Below are 16235 nucleotides of genomic sequence, written 5' to 3' on the forward strand. Positions count from 1 at the left end.
GGTCATTCGGCACGCTCCTGACCGGTGGTTCCGCCGGGGTAGGAGTCCGAGCGCAGATCGGTGCGGCTGGCGGTGAAATCGTCCACCAGTTCCAGCGAGCCGATCTCCATCGGCGTGGCAACGGCGTCGACCGAGCCGGGGCTCAGCTCGAACAACTCGCGCAGCGCAGCGGCGTAGGAATCCCCGCCCGGTGTGCTGGCGAGCTGCTTGACGCGCACGGTGGGCGAATGCAGCAGCTTGTCCACGACGCGGCGCACGGTGCGCGCCACCTCGTCGCGCTGCGGCGAGTCGAGTCCGGGCAGCCGCGATTCGAGACGCAGCAGCTCTCCCTCGACCACCTCTGCAGCACGCTGGCGCAGTGCCGTGACAGTGGGGGTGACCTCGGCAAGCCGTTGTCCGGCAAGGTATCCCGAAAGTTCACTGGAGACGATCTCGCGGGCCGCGGACGCGTCGTTCGCCGCGGCACCGGCGGCGGGATCGCGCTGCAGGGACTCCATGTCGAAGACGGTGATGCCCGGCAGACCCGACACCGCGGGTTCGACGTCGCGCGGCAGACCGAGGTCGCAGATGACCAACGGTCGATCGGAGCCGCGGCGGGCGAGCGCGAGGTGGGCGTCGGCGATGGAGACCACGGCCCCCACCGCTCCGGTACAGGTGAGGAGGATGTCCGCCTCGGCGACTGCGTCGGCCAGGTCCTCGAGAGCGACCGAGGTTGCCGTGATGCCGTTGGAGACGGCGTTCTCGGCCAGGTGGTCGGCTCGCTCGCGGGTGCGGTTGACGACGGTCAGCTCGGCTATGCCTGCGCGGCCGAGGTGGGCGACGGCGAGGCCGCCCATCGCTCCGGCACCGAGGACGACGGCTTTGCGGCCGGCGAGGGAACCGTCGAACAATTCGGCGGCGCGGTCGAGGGCGACCGAGACCACCGAGGCTCCGGCGGCGTCGATTCCGGTTTCACTGTGTACACGCTTGCCCACGCGCAGGGCCTGCTGAGCCAGTTCGTGCATGACGCGGCCCGAGGCCTGCTGCCCGTCCGAGGCGGCGTAGGCCGAACGGATCTGGCCGAGAATCTGCTGCTCGCCGATGACCATCGAGTCCAGGCCACTGGCCACGGCGAAGAGGTGCTCGACGGCGGCCTCGCTGTAGCGGACGTAGGCGTGCTTGGTCAGGTCCGCGATCTCGAGCCCGGAGTGTTCACCGAGAACTTCGCCGACGGCGGTCAGCGCGCCGTGGAAGGCGTCGACGACGGCGTAGATCTCGACGCGATTGCACGTGGATACCACCATGACCTCGGAAATGCTTCCGCTGGCCATCAGCTTGTCGGTCAGTTTCGGGCGATCGGTGTCCGTGATGGCGACACGCTCGAGGACTGCGACGGGAGCGCTACGGTGCGAAATCCCGACGAGAAGGACACTCACGGTGCAATCACCGATCCGTTTCTTGTCGAACTGTTGACTGGGCTTGGATTGCCGGCGATGCGCGGGCCGTGACTGCGGCCGAGGCGTGCCGTGGACGTGAGCGGTGACGATGCGAGAGGGGGCGGCGATACCGGCTGCGGCCGGGGCGCGGCGACGATGGCCGGATCGGCGATATCGCTCGATCCGGAGACGTTGCGAGAGCTGTTGAAGGAGAGCACCTGCATCTCCACCGCCAGGTCCACGCGCCGCACCTCGACGTGTTCGGGTACGTCGAGGACCATCGGCGAGAAGCTCAGGATGCATTCGACGCCACCGGCGACGAGCTTCTCGGCGACGCTGTGCACGGCCTCGTCGGGGGTGGCGATGACGCCGATGGTGACCTCGAGCTCACGGCAGGCGACGACGAGTTCGTCGACGTGCCGGACGGTGAGGCCGTCGATGTCGGTGCCGACCCGCTTCGGGTCGCTGTCGAACAGTCCGACCATCGTGAACCCGCGTCGAGCGAATCCACCGTATCCGGCCAGCGCCTGCCCGAGGTTGCCGACTCCCGCGAGGACGACGCGGTGGCCGCGATCGAGTCCGAGTGCGCTGTCGATCTTGGCGCGGAGGCGGGCCACGTCGTAGCCGACTCCGCGTACGCCGTTGGGGCCGAGAAAGGAGAGATCCTTGCGCAGTTTGGCCGATCCGACGCCTGCTGCGGTGGCCAGTTCTTCACTGGAGACGATGAGAACGCCCTCGTCTGCGAGGATCGAGAGGACCCGCAGGTACGTCGCCAGACGAGTGACCGTAGCCTGAGGGATGACCCGCTCTACGCCGCTGGGCGACGGGCGCTCTTCGGTCACGTCTGGGGCTCCTCGTCCGAACGGCGTCGACGGCCGATCTTCACGCTGATCCTGCGTTCGTGTCTATTTCACGGACGCTGTTCACACCACGGTAACTGCTTGTGAACGAATGAACAAAGTTGCGCACACCGGCCCTCACCTGCACACGCGAGAGCAATCACACGTTCTTAGGGTGCCCTGCCCGGGTCAGATCGGCCCGCAACCGCGGCACGTCTACCTCCCAGTAACTGTGTTCGATGCCGTCGAGCAGCACCACGGGCACTCGATCCCCGTACTCCGCACGCAGGTCAGGCGATTCCGCTGCCGCCTCGTCGACGTCGACGACGGTGACTGCCACGCCGAATTCGCGGCACACCTCGTTCAACACCTCGAGGGCGTGAGTGCAGGAATGGCAGCCTGCACGGGTGAGAAGAGCCACGCCGGTGGGGGTCGTCTGCATACCTCCACTGTGACACGGCCGTAACGGAGACGAAGGTCACAGTCCCCGGTCCGACGTGGGGCCGAACGACAGGGGTCGAGTGCTGCCCTTCGCCTGTCGTCCGGACGACCCCGACTAGGCTTGCGGCGAGCGACTCGACTGGGAGGTGGACCGAAGTGAGTGACGGGGGAACAGACCTGCCGATCGAGAACACGCCCGATATCGACATGGTCGATACGAACGATCCGCGCGAGGACAAGCAGTTCAAGCGCCGCATCCGCAGAATCCGCAATCCGTTCGGTCCGAGCGACGCCGAGGTTCGCGCCAACGTTGCAGGCCAGGCCAGTGCCGATGCCGCTCTGGCGTTGCAGATCGAGTCCGAGGGTGCCGTTCCGCGGGATCTGACTGCTGCGGCCTTCTTCGACGTGGACAACACGATGGTGCAGGGCGCCTCCATCATTCACTTCGCTCGCGGGTTGGCCGCCCGCAAGTACTTCACCAGCGGCGATCTGGCCCAATTCGCTTGGCAGCAGGTCAAATTCAGGGTCAGCGGCAAGGAGAACAGCGAGGATGTGGCCAGCGGACGAGAGAAGGCGCTCTCGTTCATCACCGGCCGTCCCACCTCCGAGCTGACCAGGCTCGGCGAGGAGATCTACGACGAGATGATCGCCGACAAGATCTGGGCCGGCACCCGGGCTCTGGCCCAAATGCACCTCGACGCCGGTCAGCAGGTCTGGCTGGTGACGGCCACTCCCCTCGAACTGGCCCAGATCATCGCCAAGCGTCTCGGCCTGACCGGGGCCCTCGGAACCGTCGCCGAGAGCAAGGACGGGGTGTTCACCGGCCGTCTCGTCGGCGACATCCTGCACGGCATCGGCAAGGCGCACGCGGTGCGCTCGCTGGCGGTGCGTGAAGGTCTCAATCTCAAGCGCTGCACCGCGTACTCGGACAGCCACAACGACGTGCCGATGCTCTCGCTGGTCGGCACCGCCGTGGCGATCAACCCCGATACCGATCTGCGTGAGCTGGCCAAGAACCGGGGTTGGGAGATCCGCGACTACCGCACCGGACGCAAGGCCGCCAAGATCGGTGTGCCCACGGCATTGGCGTTGGGCGCGGTGGGCGGCGGGCTCGCTGCGGTGATCGGCCGTCGCAAGGCCTGATTCATCCGACCGCGGGCGGTCAGAGAGTGAGCTGCATCAGCGTCAGGTCCAGCCACCGACCGAACTTGACGCCCACCTGCGGCATCTGTCCGACGGTGGCGAACCCGAACTTCTCGTGCAGAGCGATCGACGTGGTGTTCTCGGACTCGATGAATCCCACCAACACGTGAATGTCGCTCGCTTTCGCTCGCTCGATCAACTCGCTCAGTAGCGCACTGGCCAGCCCGCGACGGTAGAAGTCTCGATGGATGTACACCGAGTGTTCCACCGAGTGTCGGTAGCCGCTCTTGACCCGCCACTGCCCGTACGACGCGTATCCGGCCACCCGTCCGTCGACCTCTGCGGTGAGTACCGGGTATCCCGCGGCGATCCTGCCCTCGAACCAGGCTGTGCGATCGGCGAGGTCGACCTGTTCTTCGTCCCAGATGGCGGTGGTGTTGGCGACCGCGTCGTTGTGGATGTCGAGAATCTCGGGTAGATCGGCAGCGGAAGTGTCGCGAAGGCAGGAGTGGAGCCCGCAGAAACGACCATGGATATGCACTGCCACACGATAACCCGAGCGTCTAACCCAGGAAGACGTTGCGCCTCTTGGCAAGCAGTCGATAGAGCGTGTGCTGAATGGTTTCGCGCACGTGGTCGGTCAACTCGAACAGCACCATCGGATCCTCGAACGCGGTGGAGTCGTACCCGTCGGTGGGGATCGGCTTGCCGAATTCGATGTACCACTTGGACGGCAACGGGATCAGACCCAGCGGGCCGAGGTGCGGGAAGAACGGCGTGACCGGAAAGTACGGCACGCCCATCAATCGGGCCAGTGGTGCGATGTCGCCGATCTTGGGGTAGATCTCTTCCGAGCCGACGATGGAGCACGGGATGATCGGCACACCCGTCCGAAGAGCAGCCGAGACGAATCCGCCGCGACCGAATCGCTGCAACTTGTAGCGCTCGCTGAACGGTTTGCCGATGCCCTTGAACCCCTCCGGGAACACGGCAGCGACCTCGCCGGTGCGCAGCAGGCGTTCGGCGTCGGGGTTGCATGCGAGTGTGTGCCCGGCCTTGCGCGCGATCGTGCCGACGCCGGGCATCTCGAATGCCATGTCGGCGGCCAACATTCGCAGAGGGCGGTGCGCCGGGTGGTGATCTCGCACGGCGACCGACGCCATCAGCGCATCGACGGGCACGACGCCCGCATGGTTGGCGACGACGAGCGCGCCGCCGTCGGACGGAATGTTCTCGATGCCCTTGACCTCGACGCGGAACCACTTGTCGAACAACGGCCGCAGCAACGGAAGCCAGACCGCGTCGGCGAAGTGCGGGTCGTAGCCGAACTCGTCGACACTGTAGTCACCGGCCAGCCGCCTGCGAACGAACTCGGCGACCGAGGAGATCTGGTCGACGATCGTAGACTTGGTGTCGTCGATCATCGACAGCAACGGAGTGGGGAGCGAGGGCGTCACTGCCGACGCGTCGGCAGGAGCCGGGGCCGACAACGGCGTCGGCTCGCGAGGATCGGCGTAGGCGGAGGGGTGCCGTTCACGCGAGCCCGCAGCCGCTCGCGCCGAGCGGCCGGACGTGCCGCCGTGCAATGGAATCACTTTGGCCACTTCGCTCACCTGTCCCCTCCCGAACTACGCACCGCTCCCGAACTACGCAGTGCCGCCAGTGCCCGCGCCGTGGACGCGCCTGTCTCGACGGCCGAGACCAGTCGATCTTCGACGCTGTCCACCCATTCGGTTCTGATGACCGGCCGCAGCGCTGCGCCTCGGACGAAGTCGTCGAATGCCTGAACCGTAGTCCACCGCGGCTCGAAGCCAAGGACGGACCGCATGCGGGTGGTGTCCAGTCCGCAGCCGAAGTGGAAGTAGTCGAGTTGCTCGGTGGTGAACTCGCGCATCATGCCGCCCATCAGTGCGCGGCCGACGCTCTTGAACAGCGGAAACGGTACCGGCACCTGAACGCGGCCGGCTCGACGAATCGCCTGGGAGAGCATGATCGTGCCGTCGGCTCCGATGTTGAACGTGCCGGCCGACCCACCGAGAGTCGCGCGCTCGAGCGCAGCCAGGGCGTCTTCCTCGTGCAGCAACTGCATGCGTGCGTCGCGACCGACGATGCTGGGAATCAGCGGCGAGGTCATGTAGCGCGAGATGGTGCCGTTCAGTCGCGGACCGATCAGCGGTGCCATGCGCAGGATCGACACCGCGATGTCCGGTCGTCGACGCCCGAGACCGCGCACGTATCCCTCGATGTCGATCGAGTCCCGCGCGTACCCACCGCTCGGGGGGCGTCGAGCACTCATCTCCTCGGTGAATTTCACCGGATCCTTCGCGCTGCAGCCGTACACCGCGGACGACGAACGCAGTACCACCCTCTCGACGGTCGGTGACTTCTGGCAGACCGCGAACAGCTGCATCGCGCCGATGACGTTGAGGTCTTTCATCGTCGCGCGGCCACCGAACTTCGGGGGCTTGGCGACGGTGGCGGCGTGCACGACGGTGTCGACGCCGGCATTGCGAATCACTTTGCCGATCAGCGGATTACGAATGTCGGCGCGGACGAATTCCGCGCGTCCCATGCGGCGCAACAGATCCTTGCTCGGCGAGACCGCATCGACGGCGATGACGCGCTCGATGTTGGGATTCTGGGCCAGTCTGGTGACGAGGTAGCCGCCGAGGAATCGGCTCGCCCCGGTCACGAGGACCACTCGGGGCGCAGACGATCCACGATCGCTCGGACTCACTGCGCACCCCCAACGTCGGTTCCGCTGCAAAGCCTACTGGATCGACCGGGCTCGGCGCGGGTGAGAAGCAAAGCCCGTTCTTCGAACGGAAGAAGCCCGCCACCGATGGTGACGGGCTTCCCCATGAAGCAGATGACGGCAGGCTTATTTGCCGAGTTTCCTGCGCTGCACGCGGGTACGACGAAGCAACTTGCGGTGCTTCTTCTTCGACATGCGCTTGCGACGCTTCTTGATCACTGAACCCATGCGGGTGTCCTCACGTTCTTCTCTAGCGTTTTCGCGCACGCCGTTTGCGTACGCCTACCTGACAACCAAGCCCTGAGGGCTTCGAGCCAAAAGCCTTGGTCACCGAGCTGGCGCTGGGGCCACGTACTCGCCCACGGCTGCACACCGGCTGGCTGGCACGACGAGCGCCAATCCTACCGGTGTGAACCAGGACTTACGAAACCGGCCCCACGTGCACTACTAGCCTGCGTCGAAGTACGAGGTCTCGAGATAGTCGTGGACCGCCTTGGCGTGCACACGAAAAGATCGACCCACTCGTACAGCGGGCAATTCTCCGCCGTGCACCAGCCGGTACACGGTCATTTTCGAAACCCTCATCAGCGTCGCCACTTCGGCGACCGTGAGGAACTGCGTTCCGGCCAGGGCCGGTTGACCGTCCGGGGACGAACCCTTGGACGGCTTGTTTATAGACGCCATCAATCCACATACCTCCGGCACGTCTCATGCGGCAGGCTTCCCCTCCTGCCGAACAGACACGCACGTGCTGCCCCCGAGCCTATAGGGACAGATGGGGTTACTGCGACGGGTGTGGGGAAAAGATTTTTTATTCTGCTGTGATGCCCATCTCAATCGATCGGGCATTTGCGGCACCGAGGGCATCGAAAAACGCTGCTCGGACGCCCTTTCTCTCCAATTCACGCACTGCTGCGGCTGTCGTTCCGCCGGGAGAAGTCACGGCGTACCGGAGCTCGCTCGCGCTCTCGTCGGAGCGATCGAGCATCGCTCCGGACCCCACCATCGTCTGAACCACGAGCGCCGACGCCACGTCGCGGCTCAATCCCAGGCCCACTCCGGCGTCGATCATGGCCTCGGCCACGAGGAAGAAGTAGGCCGGACCGGAGCCGGACACGGCCGTCACGGCGTCGAGTTGGTTCTCCTTGACCACGACCACCTTGCCGACGGCCGAGAGGATCGAGCGCACGAGTTCGAGGTGCTCGGCGCGGGCGTACTTGCCCGGTGCCAACACGCTGACGCCCTCCCCCACCAGCATCGGGGTGTTGGGCATGACTCGAACGACCGGGAAGCCGGCGGGGAGCTTGGGCTCGAACTTGGCGGTGGGGACTCCTGCGGCCAGCGAGACGATGAGTTGTTCGCGATCGCCGTCGAGTTCGATTTTCGTGATCTCGGTCAGTGCCGCTTCGACGTCGGCCGGCTTGACCGCCAGCACGATCACATCGGCTCCCTCGGATGCGTCGCCGACGGTGGTGGTCAGTACTCCGAATTCCTTGGCGATCTCCTTGGCGCGGGTCTCGGACTTCTCGGCGACCACCAGATCGCGCACTGCGTGGCCGGACTCGAGGAGTCCCGCAATCAACGCCTCACCGATCCGTCCGCCGCCGATCACTGCAATTCTCGTCATACGACCAAGCCTGCCATGTCAGTTCGAGCGCGGCACCATCGCCAACTGTCTGCTCTGCACCACGACGGCACCGGTCGAATCCAGCACCACGTGGTCCTCCTCGAACCAGGTGCTGCCGATGACGGTGCTGGTCGCCGCCACCCGCAGCCACCCCGGTGCCGGACGGCGTCGCAGGTAGGTCGTCAACTGCACGGTCGGAGCCCAACCGAACATTCCGCGGTTCATGGTCACCGGAGCCGAGATGTCTCCGGTCATCAGTGCGAACAGCACTGCGGTGTCGAGGTCGGCCTCGTCGCCCGCGAAGGGACGCACCCACAGTCGAATCTCCGCCTCGCCCTGCTGGCCGGTCAGGAACGACGCCGACGACGCGTCGATCCGCATCTCGCAGCCCTTGGCGACGTGCACGATCGACGCCATCGGATGATCGCCCGCCACCGCGAGGGTCTCGGCCGGCGGCTCGGCTGCCATCGACGCCAACGACGTCGGCGTCTCGTGGTGGGGTTCCTCGGAATCGGGACGACCGAGGGTCACCACCGCCCGCACGGCAACGCGTCCGGCCTGGGTGAGTTCGACGTCGACGTGCGAGACCTGACGGCCGCGCTTGCGTACCACCGTCGTCAGCGCGACCTCGCCGGGATCGGGAGCGGCCAGGTAGCTGACGCTCACCGCGAGCGGCTGGATCTCGGCCTGGTCCGGGTCGGTCGTGACGATGTGCTTGCGCGCTGCTGCCGCGCAGACGGCGAGCATCACACCGCCGTGCACCTTCGGACCGATGGTCCAGGTGGAGTCGATCGCGCCCGCGAACGACGCGGTGTCGGCGGCGACCTCGAGCGCGGTCAGGGTGGTGGCGGCGGTGAAGGGGCTGGCGGAACTCATTTCCGACAACTTACCGGCGGCCTCAGGACAGGTGTGCGCGGGCGAACTGCAGTGCTTGCCCGAGCATCGAGGAACGCTCGGGGACCGTCCGCGCGTTCTGTGTGTTGATCTCGATGACCGCCTGCCCTTCGAAGCCGCGGCGCACCAGTTCGGTGCACACCTCAACGCACGGTTGGCTGCCGTGGCCGGGGATCAGGTGCTCGTCCACCGATGCGCCCCGGCCGTCGGCCAGATGCAGGTGCGCGATGCCCTCGCCCATCCGGTCGAGCATCTCGAGCGCGTCGGAGCCTGCGGTGGCCGTGTGCGAGAGGTCGAGGGTGTAGTGCCCGTGGCCGACGTCGGTCGGGTCGTAGGACGGCGAGAACGCCGACAGTGCCGCGCCCGGACCACCGCGTCGTTCGAGTCGCTGTGCGGATTTCTCCTTGCGACCGAAGAATCGGTCGGCGCGCATGGGGAACATGTTCTCCACGGCGACCACCACGTGCGAGTTCGATTCGAGTTCGGCGACCTGATCGGCGAAGCCGTCGCTGTACTTGCGTTGCCACCGGAACGGTGGGTGCACCACGACCGTCGCCGAGTCCAGCTTCTCGGCCGCCTCGACCGAGCGTGCGAGTTTGGTGACCGGATCGGATCCCCACACTCGCTGCGAGATGAGCAGGCACGGCGCGTGGATGGCCTGCACCGGCATCGAGTACTCCCGCGAGAGCGCGGCCACCGCGTCGACGTCCTGGCTGACGGACTCGGCCCACACCATCAGTTCGATGCCGTCGTACCCGAGCTCTGCCGCGTATCGGAACGCCGCCTCGGTGTTCTGCGGGTAGACCGAGGCCGTGGACAGTCCTACCTGAATTCGCTTCGCGCCCATGGGTGTGCCGACTCAGCCGGTACTGAGCTGGAAGGCGAGCGGACCGAGCGTGACGAAGACACCGACGGCGATCGCGATGACGATCGAGATCAGGTCGTCGGTGCGTCGCAGAATCCTCACGACCGCGACGAGTCCGACGATGACCAGCACCGACAGCACCAGAGCGACCCACGGCAACACGTCCCACAGTTGCTCGAAGCCCTTGAACAGCAGCGCGCCGACGGCGATCGACACCACGGCCTGACCGATCAGCACCAGCCATTGCCGGACGGCACCGCCCTTGCCCTTGACGGCCGCTGCCCGGCGGTCGGTTCGCGAGGCCGCAGTGGCGCTGTCGGCCTCCGCGTCCGGTGCGTCTTCGGTGTCGGTGTCGGCCTCGGCGTCGGTCGCGGTCTTCGGTTCGTCGTCGATCTCCGGCTTCACGAGATCGACGACCTCGGTGGCGGCGGACGTATCGACCGCCGACTCGTCGGCCGACTCGGCCGTCGTGTCGTCGGCGCGCGCAATGCGCGGAGACACCGCGGTCTTGGCCAGGTCGTCGACGTCGATGACTGCTGCACGCGGAGCGACGTCGGTGTTCGGCTCGACCACCTCGACCTGCCGCGAGGCTCGGAATCCCACAGGCTTGCGGGTCCGGCCCTGCTCGGCCGCGGTGGATCCGTACGGAAGCCGATCGGGCGCCGACGCCGTGGACACAGCCGGGCGCTTGGACCGTTCGGTGTCGTCGTGCGAGCGGTTCAGCAGGTCACCGGCAACCGTGGTGGAGCCGGACAGCAGTTCCGGCTCGGGCTGCTGCTTCTCGCGCTTGCCTGCCGGTTGGAACGGAGTGGGTCGCGTGCTCTGCGGCTTGGCCGGTTGCGGCCGGGAAGAGACGGCGGCGGGTGCATCGTCCTCGGCCGCATCGCTGCTCTGCGGCGCTGCCGCGGCGACGTCGGGTGTCTCGGGCGTCTCGGGCTCGGACGCGTCGGGAGCCGGGGACTCGACCACCGGGGCGCTGCGGTTACCGGGCTCGTCGCGTACGACGGGGATCTCACCGGTCAGCTCGGCGACGGAGATGCCGCCCTTGACGCCGCGGCGACGGCGACCGCCTGCGCTCAGGTTCGTCTTCTGACCGTTTCGAGCCAGCAGCTCGGCAACCGAGATCTGTCCGGTGTCCTCCGGGTTGGTGTCGCTCATCTAGAGCTCACCACCGGATCGCCGTCGGTTTCGGGGTCCAGCTTCCTCAACATCAAACCTTCCTTCAGCGCCCACGGGCATATCTCGGGTGACTCCGCTGTCGATGCCCGCATGCTCGCCTCCGCTACCAGAGCCCCGGCCACCAGTGGTGGCGACCTGTCGGCGCTGACACATTCCAATTCTGCACGGTCGGCCACGACGATCCGCGTTACGAACGCTACGAGTCGCCTCGAGCCGCGTCCATACCGGCGTCGAGCACCCCCTATTCGCACATGCCCACGGTACTGGGTCTACCGTCGACGTTTGTGACAGCAGGTCGTGAGCAGCAGTCGTTCGCTGCAGAGGTCGAGATGGATTTCCCGCGAGAATGGGTCGAGTTTCCCGACCCCGACAATTCGGAACACCTCATCGCTGCGGATCTGACGTGGTTGTTGTCCAACTGGACCTGCGTGTTCGGAACTCCGGCCTGTCAGGGAACGGTCGAGGGCCGCCCCGACGACGGTTGTTGCTCCCACGGCGCGTTCCTGTCCGACGAGGACGACAAACGCAAGCTCGACGAGTCCGTGAAGTTGCTCACTCCGCAGGACTGGCAGCTCATGGACAAGGGTCTGGGCAAGAAGGGATACGTCGAATACGACGATCTCGACGACGAGCAGTCGCTGCGGACGCGGCGCTACAAGGGTGCCTGCATCTTCCAGAACCGTCCCGGGTTCGAGGGCGGAATCGGGTGCGCGCTGCACTCGATGGCGCTCCGCAAGGGCATCGAGCCGCTCGAGGTCAAGCCCGACGTGTGCTGGCAGCTGCCGATCCGACGTACCCAGGACTGGGTGACGCGGCCGGACGGCTCCGAAATCCTCAAGACCACGATCGGCGAGTACGACCGACGCGGCTGGGGCGAAGGCGGTCTCGATCTGCACTGGTATTGCTCGGGCTCGCCTGATGCGCACGTCGGATCGAAGCAGGTGTTCGAGTCCTACAAACCGGAATTGACCGAACTACTCGGCAAGGCGGCCTACGACGAACTGGCATCGCTGTGCAAGCGTCGCCGCGGTCTGGGTCTGATCGCAGTGCATCCGGCCACTCGTGAGGCGCAGCGTCGATAGAGCGGCTGCGCCGCACGTGAGCGAAACCTCGTAGCCCACTACGAGTTTCCGCTCACATGCCGCAGGCTTTATCCCTCGAGTTTGTAGCCCAGTCCGCGCACGGTGACGAGGTGTTCCGGCTTGGCCGGGTCCGCTTCGATCTTCGAGCGCAGTCGCTTGACGTGCACGTCGAGGGTCTTGGTGTCGCCCACGTAGTCGGCTCCCCACACGCGGTCGATCAACTGTCCGCGGGTCAGCACTCGACCGGAGTTGCGCAGCAAGTACTCGAGCAGATCGAATTCCTTGAGCGGCAACGTGATCTGCTCGGATCCGACCATCACCACGTGGCGTTCGACGTCCATGCGCACCGGTCCGGCTTCGAGCACTCCGGTATCGACTCCGCCGTCGACCTCGGCGTCGGAGCCGCGCCGCAGAACTGCGCGGATGCGGGCGATGAGTTCGCGTGCCGAGTACGGCTTGGTTACGTAGTCGTCGGCACCGAGTTCGAGGCCGACGACCTTGTCGATCTCACTGTCACGTGCGGTCACCATGATCACGGGAACGCCTGAGCGCGAACGCAATTGCTTGCACACGTCGGTTCCGCTCATGCCGGGGAGCATGAGGTCGAGCAACACGATGTCTGCTCCTGCGCGATCGAATTCCGCGAGCGCCGACGGTCCGTCTCCGACGACCGTGGCCTCGAAACCTTCCTTGCGGAGCAGGAAGGCCAATGGATCGGCCAACGACTCTTCGTCTTCCACGATCAGAACGTTGGTCACTGATTCTCTCTTTCTGTAACCGAAGCGTCGTCTTCTTCTTCGAAGTACGCAGGGATCTGGAGGGTGAAGGTGGATCCGGTGCCCAGCTTGCTCCACAGCGAGATGCTGCCGTTGTGGTTGGCTGCGACGTGTTTGGCGATGGCCAGGCCCAGGCCTGTGCCACCGGTTGCCCGCGACCGAGCTTTGTCGACGCGGAAGAATCTCTCGAAGACGCGTTCCTGGTCTTCCTTGGCGATGCCGATGCCGCGGTCGGTGACGGCGAACGCGACGTTGTCTCCGCGTAGGGCGCGGCTCACCGAGACCGGCGCGCCGTCGGAGGAGTAGGCGATGGCGTTCTGGATGAGGTTGGCCAGGGCCGTCACCAGCAGCGCTTGATCGCCGAGAACTTCGAGGCCGCTCGGGTGGTCGGTGGTGACGGAGATGCCGGCGTTCTCGGCGGCGAGCTTGGATCGATCCATCGCCTCGTTGACGACGGTGTCGACGTCGACGACCTCGAGGTCGGGTAGCTTCTCGGCACCTTGCAGGCGGGACAGTGCGATCAGTTCGGTCACCATGTTGCCGAGCCGTTTGGATTCGGCGACGACCTTGCCGCCGAAGTGCCTCACCGAGTCGGGGTCGTCTGCGGACTCGAGCAGCGCCTCCGCCAGGAGGCTCATCGCGCCGACGGGTGTCTTGAGTTCGTGGCTGACGTTGGCCACGAAGTCCCGACGCGTCGCCTCCATCCGGACCTGCTCGGAATCGTCGTCGGCGAACAGCACCACGAACCGCTTGTCTTCCTTGCTGAGCAGCCGGGCGACGCAGCGGACGGCGATCTTGTCGCGGCCGGTTCTGGGGTTCTTCGAGCTGAGGTCCACTTCGACGGGGTTGCCGTCGGCGAGGACCTTGAGGACGGCGTCCCATGCCCGATCGTCGATCAGCCGGTTACGCACCAGCCCCAACTCCTCGGCGCGCGGGTTGAACAGCACGACGTCGTGAAATTGGTCGACGACGGCGATGCCGCTCTCCGATGCGAGGACGATCAGGTCCAGTACCTGGGACATCGTGAGCCCGGACGTGGCTCGGCGGCGCTCCGAGTGTCGAGTGTTGAGGTACGGGATCAGAACACCGCCGACGAGGTATCCCACGAAGGCCGTGGCGATAGCCAGTAGTACGGCCGATGCAACACTCACACCGGAATCGTACGTTCGATGGACAGCTCACATACGCAGGGTGCAGGCATTTCCCTGGTCGTCATAGTCCCCGTCGGCAGTGTTCTTCGATCGTTCACCTGCAGTTACGACAAAACGTCGGTTTGGGCGTGGTGGAGCTACTTACCGCCCTGGTTTGCCACGGCAGCTGCACCTGCGGCCGCTGCTTCGGGGTCGAGGTAGGTGCCGCCCGGGTTGGTGGGCTTGAGCTTGCCGTCGACCTCGGTGAGGTCGTACTTCAGCGGAATGCCGGTGGGGATGTTGAGCTCGGCGATATCGGCGTCGGAGATCTCGTCGAGGTACTTCACGAGAGCGCGCAGCGAGTTGCCGTGCGCGGCGACGAGCACGTTCTTGCCGGCCTTCAGATCGGCGACGATCGTCTCCTCGAAGTACGGAATCAGGCGCTCGACGACGTCTGCGAGGCACTCGGTCAGCGGAACGCTGTCCAGATCTGCGTAGCGCGGATCGGCGTCCTGGCTGTGCTCGCTGCCGATCTCGATGGGCGGCGGCGGGGTGTCGTAGCTACGACGCCACAGCATGAACTGCTCGTTGCCGTACTTGTCCTTGGTTTCGGCCTTGTTCAGCCCCTGCAGCGCGCCGTAGTGCCGTTCGTTCAGACGCCAGTCGCGGACGACGGGAATCCAGTGCCGATCGGCGGCGTCGAGTGCGAGGTTGGCGGTGCTGATCGCGCGACGCAGCAGCGAGGTGTACAGCAGGTCGGGCAGTATGCCCGCCTCGGCGAGGAGCTGACCGGCACGCTTGCCCTCGGCCTCACCCTTCTCGGTCAGTCGCACGTCCACCCAACCGGTGAACTGGTTGGACGCATTCCATTCGCTCTCGCCGTGACGAAGCAGAATCAAGGTTCCGATACTCATGTGGTCAGTTTCTCATGTTCCACTCGTGGTGGCCCGCGTGCGACCAGGACCGCGACGACGACGATCATCACGACGGCGGTGAGGGTGATCGGGATGGGGATGACGGGGTCGAACAACACGATCGCAGACCAGGTCACCCGATTCGCGAATGTTGCCTCGATTGTATTGTGAGAGTTCCTATTACGGACATTTCAGACAATGTTCGACGCTTCGCTGCGGGGGTCGCGCGGGGTCGCGGGACCTCACACCCTTTTTGCCGACCGAGCGCCGGGGTTCACGTCATGCCAGGGGTGTGAGGTTTTCAGAAAGGGTGTGACGTTGCGGGCTATCCGCCCAGACCCGACCCGATATCGCCGATCCGAGCTCCCACACTCCGATCGACCTCTTCGGTCTCGACGAAATAGCGTCGAAACACCGATCGCATCAATTGAATGACCTCGATGTGCTGCCTGATCGCCACAGCCGCCGACCTTTCTTCCCCATCGGCAAGTCGTTTGAACTTGCGACCCAGCTGTTGGGCTGACGGAAGCGTGCCGAAGGCTTCGAGATCCACGAGAAATTTGGTCTTCCCCAGCATTTCAGCAAGATGGTCGATGTATTCGGCGCAGACCTGATCACACTGGGCAGCAACGTTCTCCGGGATCTCCATCAACCCTGCCTCTGCACGTTCCGAGAGGTTCTTCCAATACTGCATCGACTCGAATAGATCGCCGTTTCCAGATGCCATCGAACCTCTACCTTTCGATCTACCGTGCCCGCGCCGGCAGGTTGGTCTGCAAAGCTTCCGTGACTCGACCGATCTCCGAACACGGTTCGCTCCGAGGCTCGCGCCCGGCCCTACCGTCGAGAATGAAGTACACGATTCCCCCAACCACCTCGTACGCGACACCACAGCTGACCTCGTCGTAACTCGCAGTTCGCCGAAACTGCACAGCACCAGCACTATTGGGTGCCGAGAAGTCACCGAACTGCTCGTTCGCCTGCAGATAAGCGAGGTCGTGGTGAGAGGAGAACACTCCCAGGAAATACCACGACCCGGGGTCAGGGTCCGTCCAGATGCAGGTCATCCATTCGGTGGACAGCGGCGCGTCTCCGAACAGATTCGTACTCTTGCTCTCCATGAATCACCCTAGGTTTGATGCCGCTTCCTTCTGAGTCAGGAAGGATGAGCACAT

The 16235-nt window shown here is 65.3% G+C and carries 19 protein-coding genes and 1 pseudogene; 2 read left to right on the forward strand and 18 right to left on the reverse strand.

Annotated features, from left to right (window positions below; translation table 11 throughout):
- Positions 1-2: 2 nt before the first annotated feature.
- The 3 genes from QM615_RS21310 to QM615_RS21320 all read right to left on the reverse strand — a co-directional run bounded on the left by QM615_RS21310 (position 3) and on the right by QM615_RS21320 (position 2696).
- Positions 3-1415 (reverse strand): glutamyl-tRNA reductase, encoded by a 1413-nt coding sequence (locus QM615_RS21310; protein ID WP_149406652.1) that lies wholly within the window; start codon positions 1413-1415, stop codon positions 3-5.
- Positions 1412-2257: a redox-sensing transcriptional repressor Rex gene (locus tag QM615_RS21315; protein WP_121873466.1), complete on the reverse strand. Its 846-nt coding sequence runs from the start codon at positions 2255-2257 to the stop codon at positions 1412-1414. Before QM615_RS21315 ends, QM615_RS21310 begins: the two co-directional genes overlap by 4 nt.
- A 157-nt stretch (positions 2258-2414) precedes the next feature.
- Positions 2415-2696: a glutaredoxin family protein gene (locus QM615_RS21320; RefSeq protein ID WP_283347888.1), complete on the reverse strand. Its 282-nt coding sequence runs from the start codon at positions 2694-2696 to the stop codon at positions 2415-2417.
- Between the two features lie 206 nt (positions 2697-2902).
- Here QM615_RS21320 and QM615_RS21325 point away from each other — a divergent pair, with 206 nt between their 5' ends.
- Positions 2903-3838, forward strand: a complete 936-nt coding sequence (locus QM615_RS21325) for an HAD family hydrolase (protein WP_068046474.1) — start codon at positions 2903-2905, stop codon at positions 3836-3838.
- A 19-nt stretch (positions 3839-3857) separates the two neighbouring features.
- On the opposite strand, the gene QM615_RS21330 is transcribed toward QM615_RS21325, so the two are convergent.
- The 10 genes and pseudogenes from QM615_RS21330 to QM615_RS21375 all read right to left on the reverse strand — a co-directional run.
- Entirely contained in the window at positions 3858-4379 is a 522-nt protein-coding gene (locus QM615_RS21330; RefSeq protein WP_283347889.1) for a GNAT family N-acetyltransferase, read from the reverse strand.
- 22 nt (positions 4380-4401) lie between these two features.
- The gene (locus tag QM615_RS21335; protein WP_094670491.1) at positions 4402-5451 is read right to left on the reverse strand and encodes a lysophospholipid acyltransferase family protein; all 1050 of its coding nucleotides are present in this window, start codon (positions 5449-5451) and stop codon (positions 4402-4404) included.
- The gene (locus QM615_RS21340) at positions 5448-6575 is read right to left on the reverse strand and encodes an NAD-dependent epimerase/dehydratase family protein (protein WP_283347890.1); all 1128 of its coding nucleotides are present in this window, start codon (positions 6573-6575) and stop codon (positions 5448-5450) included. The genes QM615_RS21335 and QM615_RS21340 overlap by 4 nt, the downstream gene beginning before the upstream one ends.
- A 144-nt stretch (positions 6576-6719) precedes the next feature.
- Positions 6720-6821, reverse strand: coding sequence for a 30S ribosomal protein bS22 (locus QM615_RS21345; RefSeq protein WP_003402602.1), 102 nt, complete (start codon positions 6819-6821; stop codon positions 6720-6722).
- A gap of 219 nt (positions 6822-7040) precedes the next feature.
- The gene (locus QM615_RS21350; RefSeq protein WP_008713658.1) at positions 7041-7277 is read right to left on the reverse strand and encodes a helix-turn-helix domain-containing protein; all 237 of its coding nucleotides are present in this window, start codon (positions 7275-7277) and stop codon (positions 7041-7043) included.
- Between the two features lie 127 nt (positions 7278-7404).
- Positions 7405-8220: a pyrroline-5-carboxylate reductase gene (proC, locus tag QM615_RS21355; RefSeq protein WP_283347891.1), complete on the reverse strand. Its 816-nt coding sequence runs from the start codon at positions 8218-8220 to the stop codon at positions 7405-7407.
- A gap of 18 nt (positions 8221-8238) precedes the next feature.
- Positions 8239-9096: a thioesterase family protein gene (locus tag QM615_RS21360; protein ID WP_283347892.1), complete on the reverse strand. Its 858-nt coding sequence runs from the start codon at positions 9094-9096 to the stop codon at positions 8239-8241.
- A gap of 22 nt (positions 9097-9118) precedes the next feature.
- Positions 9119-9961 (reverse strand): sugar phosphate isomerase/epimerase family protein, encoded by an 843-nt coding sequence (locus QM615_RS21365; RefSeq protein ID WP_283347893.1) that lies wholly within the window; start codon positions 9959-9961, stop codon positions 9119-9121.
- 12 nt (positions 9962-9973) lie between these two features.
- Positions 9974-11137 (reverse strand): Rv0497 family membrane protein, encoded by a 1164-nt coding sequence (locus QM615_RS21370; RefSeq protein WP_283347894.1) that lies wholly within the window; start codon positions 11135-11137, stop codon positions 9974-9976.
- Positions 11134-11373 (reverse strand): annotated as a pseudogene (locus tag QM615_RS21375) (Ppx/GppA phosphatase family protein); the annotation flags it as partial. The pseudogene QM615_RS21375 and the gene QM615_RS21370, both read right to left, overlap by 4 nt.
- 114 nt (positions 11374-11487) lie before the next feature.
- Here QM615_RS21375 and QM615_RS21380 point away from each other — a divergent pair.
- Positions 11488-12240 (forward strand): DUF3109 family protein, encoded by a 753-nt coding sequence (locus QM615_RS21380; protein ID WP_179276371.1) that lies wholly within the window; start codon positions 11488-11490, stop codon positions 12238-12240.
- A 68-nt stretch (positions 12241-12308) separates the two neighbouring features.
- Here QM615_RS21380 and QM615_RS21385 read toward each other — a convergent pair whose 3' ends face one another.
- The 5 genes from QM615_RS21385 to QM615_RS21405 all read right to left on the reverse strand — a co-directional run bounded on the left by QM615_RS21385 (position 12309) and on the right by QM615_RS21405 (position 15709).
- Positions 12309-12998: a winged helix-turn-helix domain-containing protein gene (locus QM615_RS21385; protein ID WP_032380369.1), complete on the reverse strand. Its 690-nt coding sequence runs from the start codon at positions 12996-12998 to the stop codon at positions 12309-12311.
- Positions 12995-14167, reverse strand: a complete 1173-nt coding sequence (locus QM615_RS21390) for a sensor histidine kinase (RefSeq protein ID WP_283347895.1) — start codon at positions 14165-14167, stop codon at positions 12995-12997. Before QM615_RS21390 ends, QM615_RS21385 begins: the two co-directional genes overlap by 4 nt.
- 137 nt (positions 14168-14304) lie before the next feature.
- A complete protein-coding gene (locus tag QM615_RS21395; RefSeq protein WP_068046501.1) occupies positions 14305-15060 on the reverse strand; it encodes a phosphoglyceromutase in 756 nt (251 codons plus the stop codon).
- A complete protein-coding gene (locus QM615_RS21400; protein ID WP_269595726.1) occupies positions 15057-15197 on the reverse strand; it encodes a hypothetical protein in 141 nt (46 codons plus the stop codon). Before QM615_RS21400 ends, QM615_RS21395 begins: the two co-directional genes overlap by 4 nt.
- A 188-nt stretch (positions 15198-15385) precedes the next feature.
- Positions 15386-15709 (reverse strand): hypothetical protein, encoded by a 324-nt coding sequence (locus QM615_RS21405; protein ID WP_269595725.1) that lies wholly within the window; start codon positions 15707-15709, stop codon positions 15386-15388.
- Between the last annotated feature and the right edge of the window lie 526 nt (positions 15710-16235).

Origin of the sequence: Rhodococcus sp. IEGM 1341, from assembly GCF_030056895.1 — a bacterium.
Lineage (GTDB): Bacteria > Actinomycetota > Actinomycetes > Mycobacteriales > Mycobacteriaceae > Rhodococcoides.

What these genes read in the sequence shown, in the direction of transcription:
- QM615_RS21320 (WP_283347888.1), bottom strand. Translation starts at nt 2,696, where the DNA reads ATGCAGACGACCCCCACCGGCGTGGCTCTTCTCACCCGTGCAGGCTGC.
- QM615_RS21325 (WP_068046474.1), top strand. Translation starts at nt 2,903, where the DNA reads ATGGTCGATACGAACGATCCGCGCGAGGACAAGCAGTTCAAGCGCCGC.
- QM615_RS21345 (WP_003402602.1), bottom strand. Translation starts at nt 6,821, where the DNA reads ATGGGTTCAGTGATCAAGAAGCGTCGCAAGCGCATGTCGAAGAAGAAG.
- QM615_RS21350 (WP_008713658.1), bottom strand. Translation starts at nt 7,277, where the DNA reads ATGGCGTCTATAAACAAGCCGTCCAAGGGTTCGTCCCCGGACGGTCAA.
- proC (WP_283347891.1), bottom strand. Translation starts at nt 8,220, where the DNA reads ATGACGAGAATTGCAGTGATCGGCGGCGGACGGATCGGTGAGGCGTTG.
- QM615_RS21360 (WP_283347892.1), bottom strand. Translation starts at nt 9,096, where the DNA reads ATGAGTTCCGCCAGCCCCTTCACCGCCGCCACCACCCTGACCGCGCTC.
- QM615_RS21365 (WP_283347893.1), bottom strand. Translation starts at nt 9,961, where the DNA reads ATGGGCGCGAAGCGAATTCAGGTAGGACTGTCCACGGCCTCGGTCTAC.
- QM615_RS21370 (WP_283347894.1), bottom strand. Translation starts at nt 11,137, where the DNA reads ATGAGCGACACCAACCCGGAGGACACCGGACAGATCTCGGTTGCCGAG.
- QM615_RS21380 (WP_179276371.1), top strand. Translation starts at nt 11,488, where the DNA reads ATGGATTTCCCGCGAGAATGGGTCGAGTTTCCCGACCCCGACAATTCG.
- QM615_RS21395 (WP_068046501.1), bottom strand. Translation starts at nt 15,060, where the DNA reads ATGAGTATCGGAACCTTGATTCTGCTTCGTCACGGCGAGAGCGAATGG.
- QM615_RS21405 (WP_269595725.1), bottom strand. Translation starts at nt 15,709, where the DNA reads ATGGAGATCCCGGAGAACGTTGCTGCCCAGTGTGATCAGGTCTGCGCC.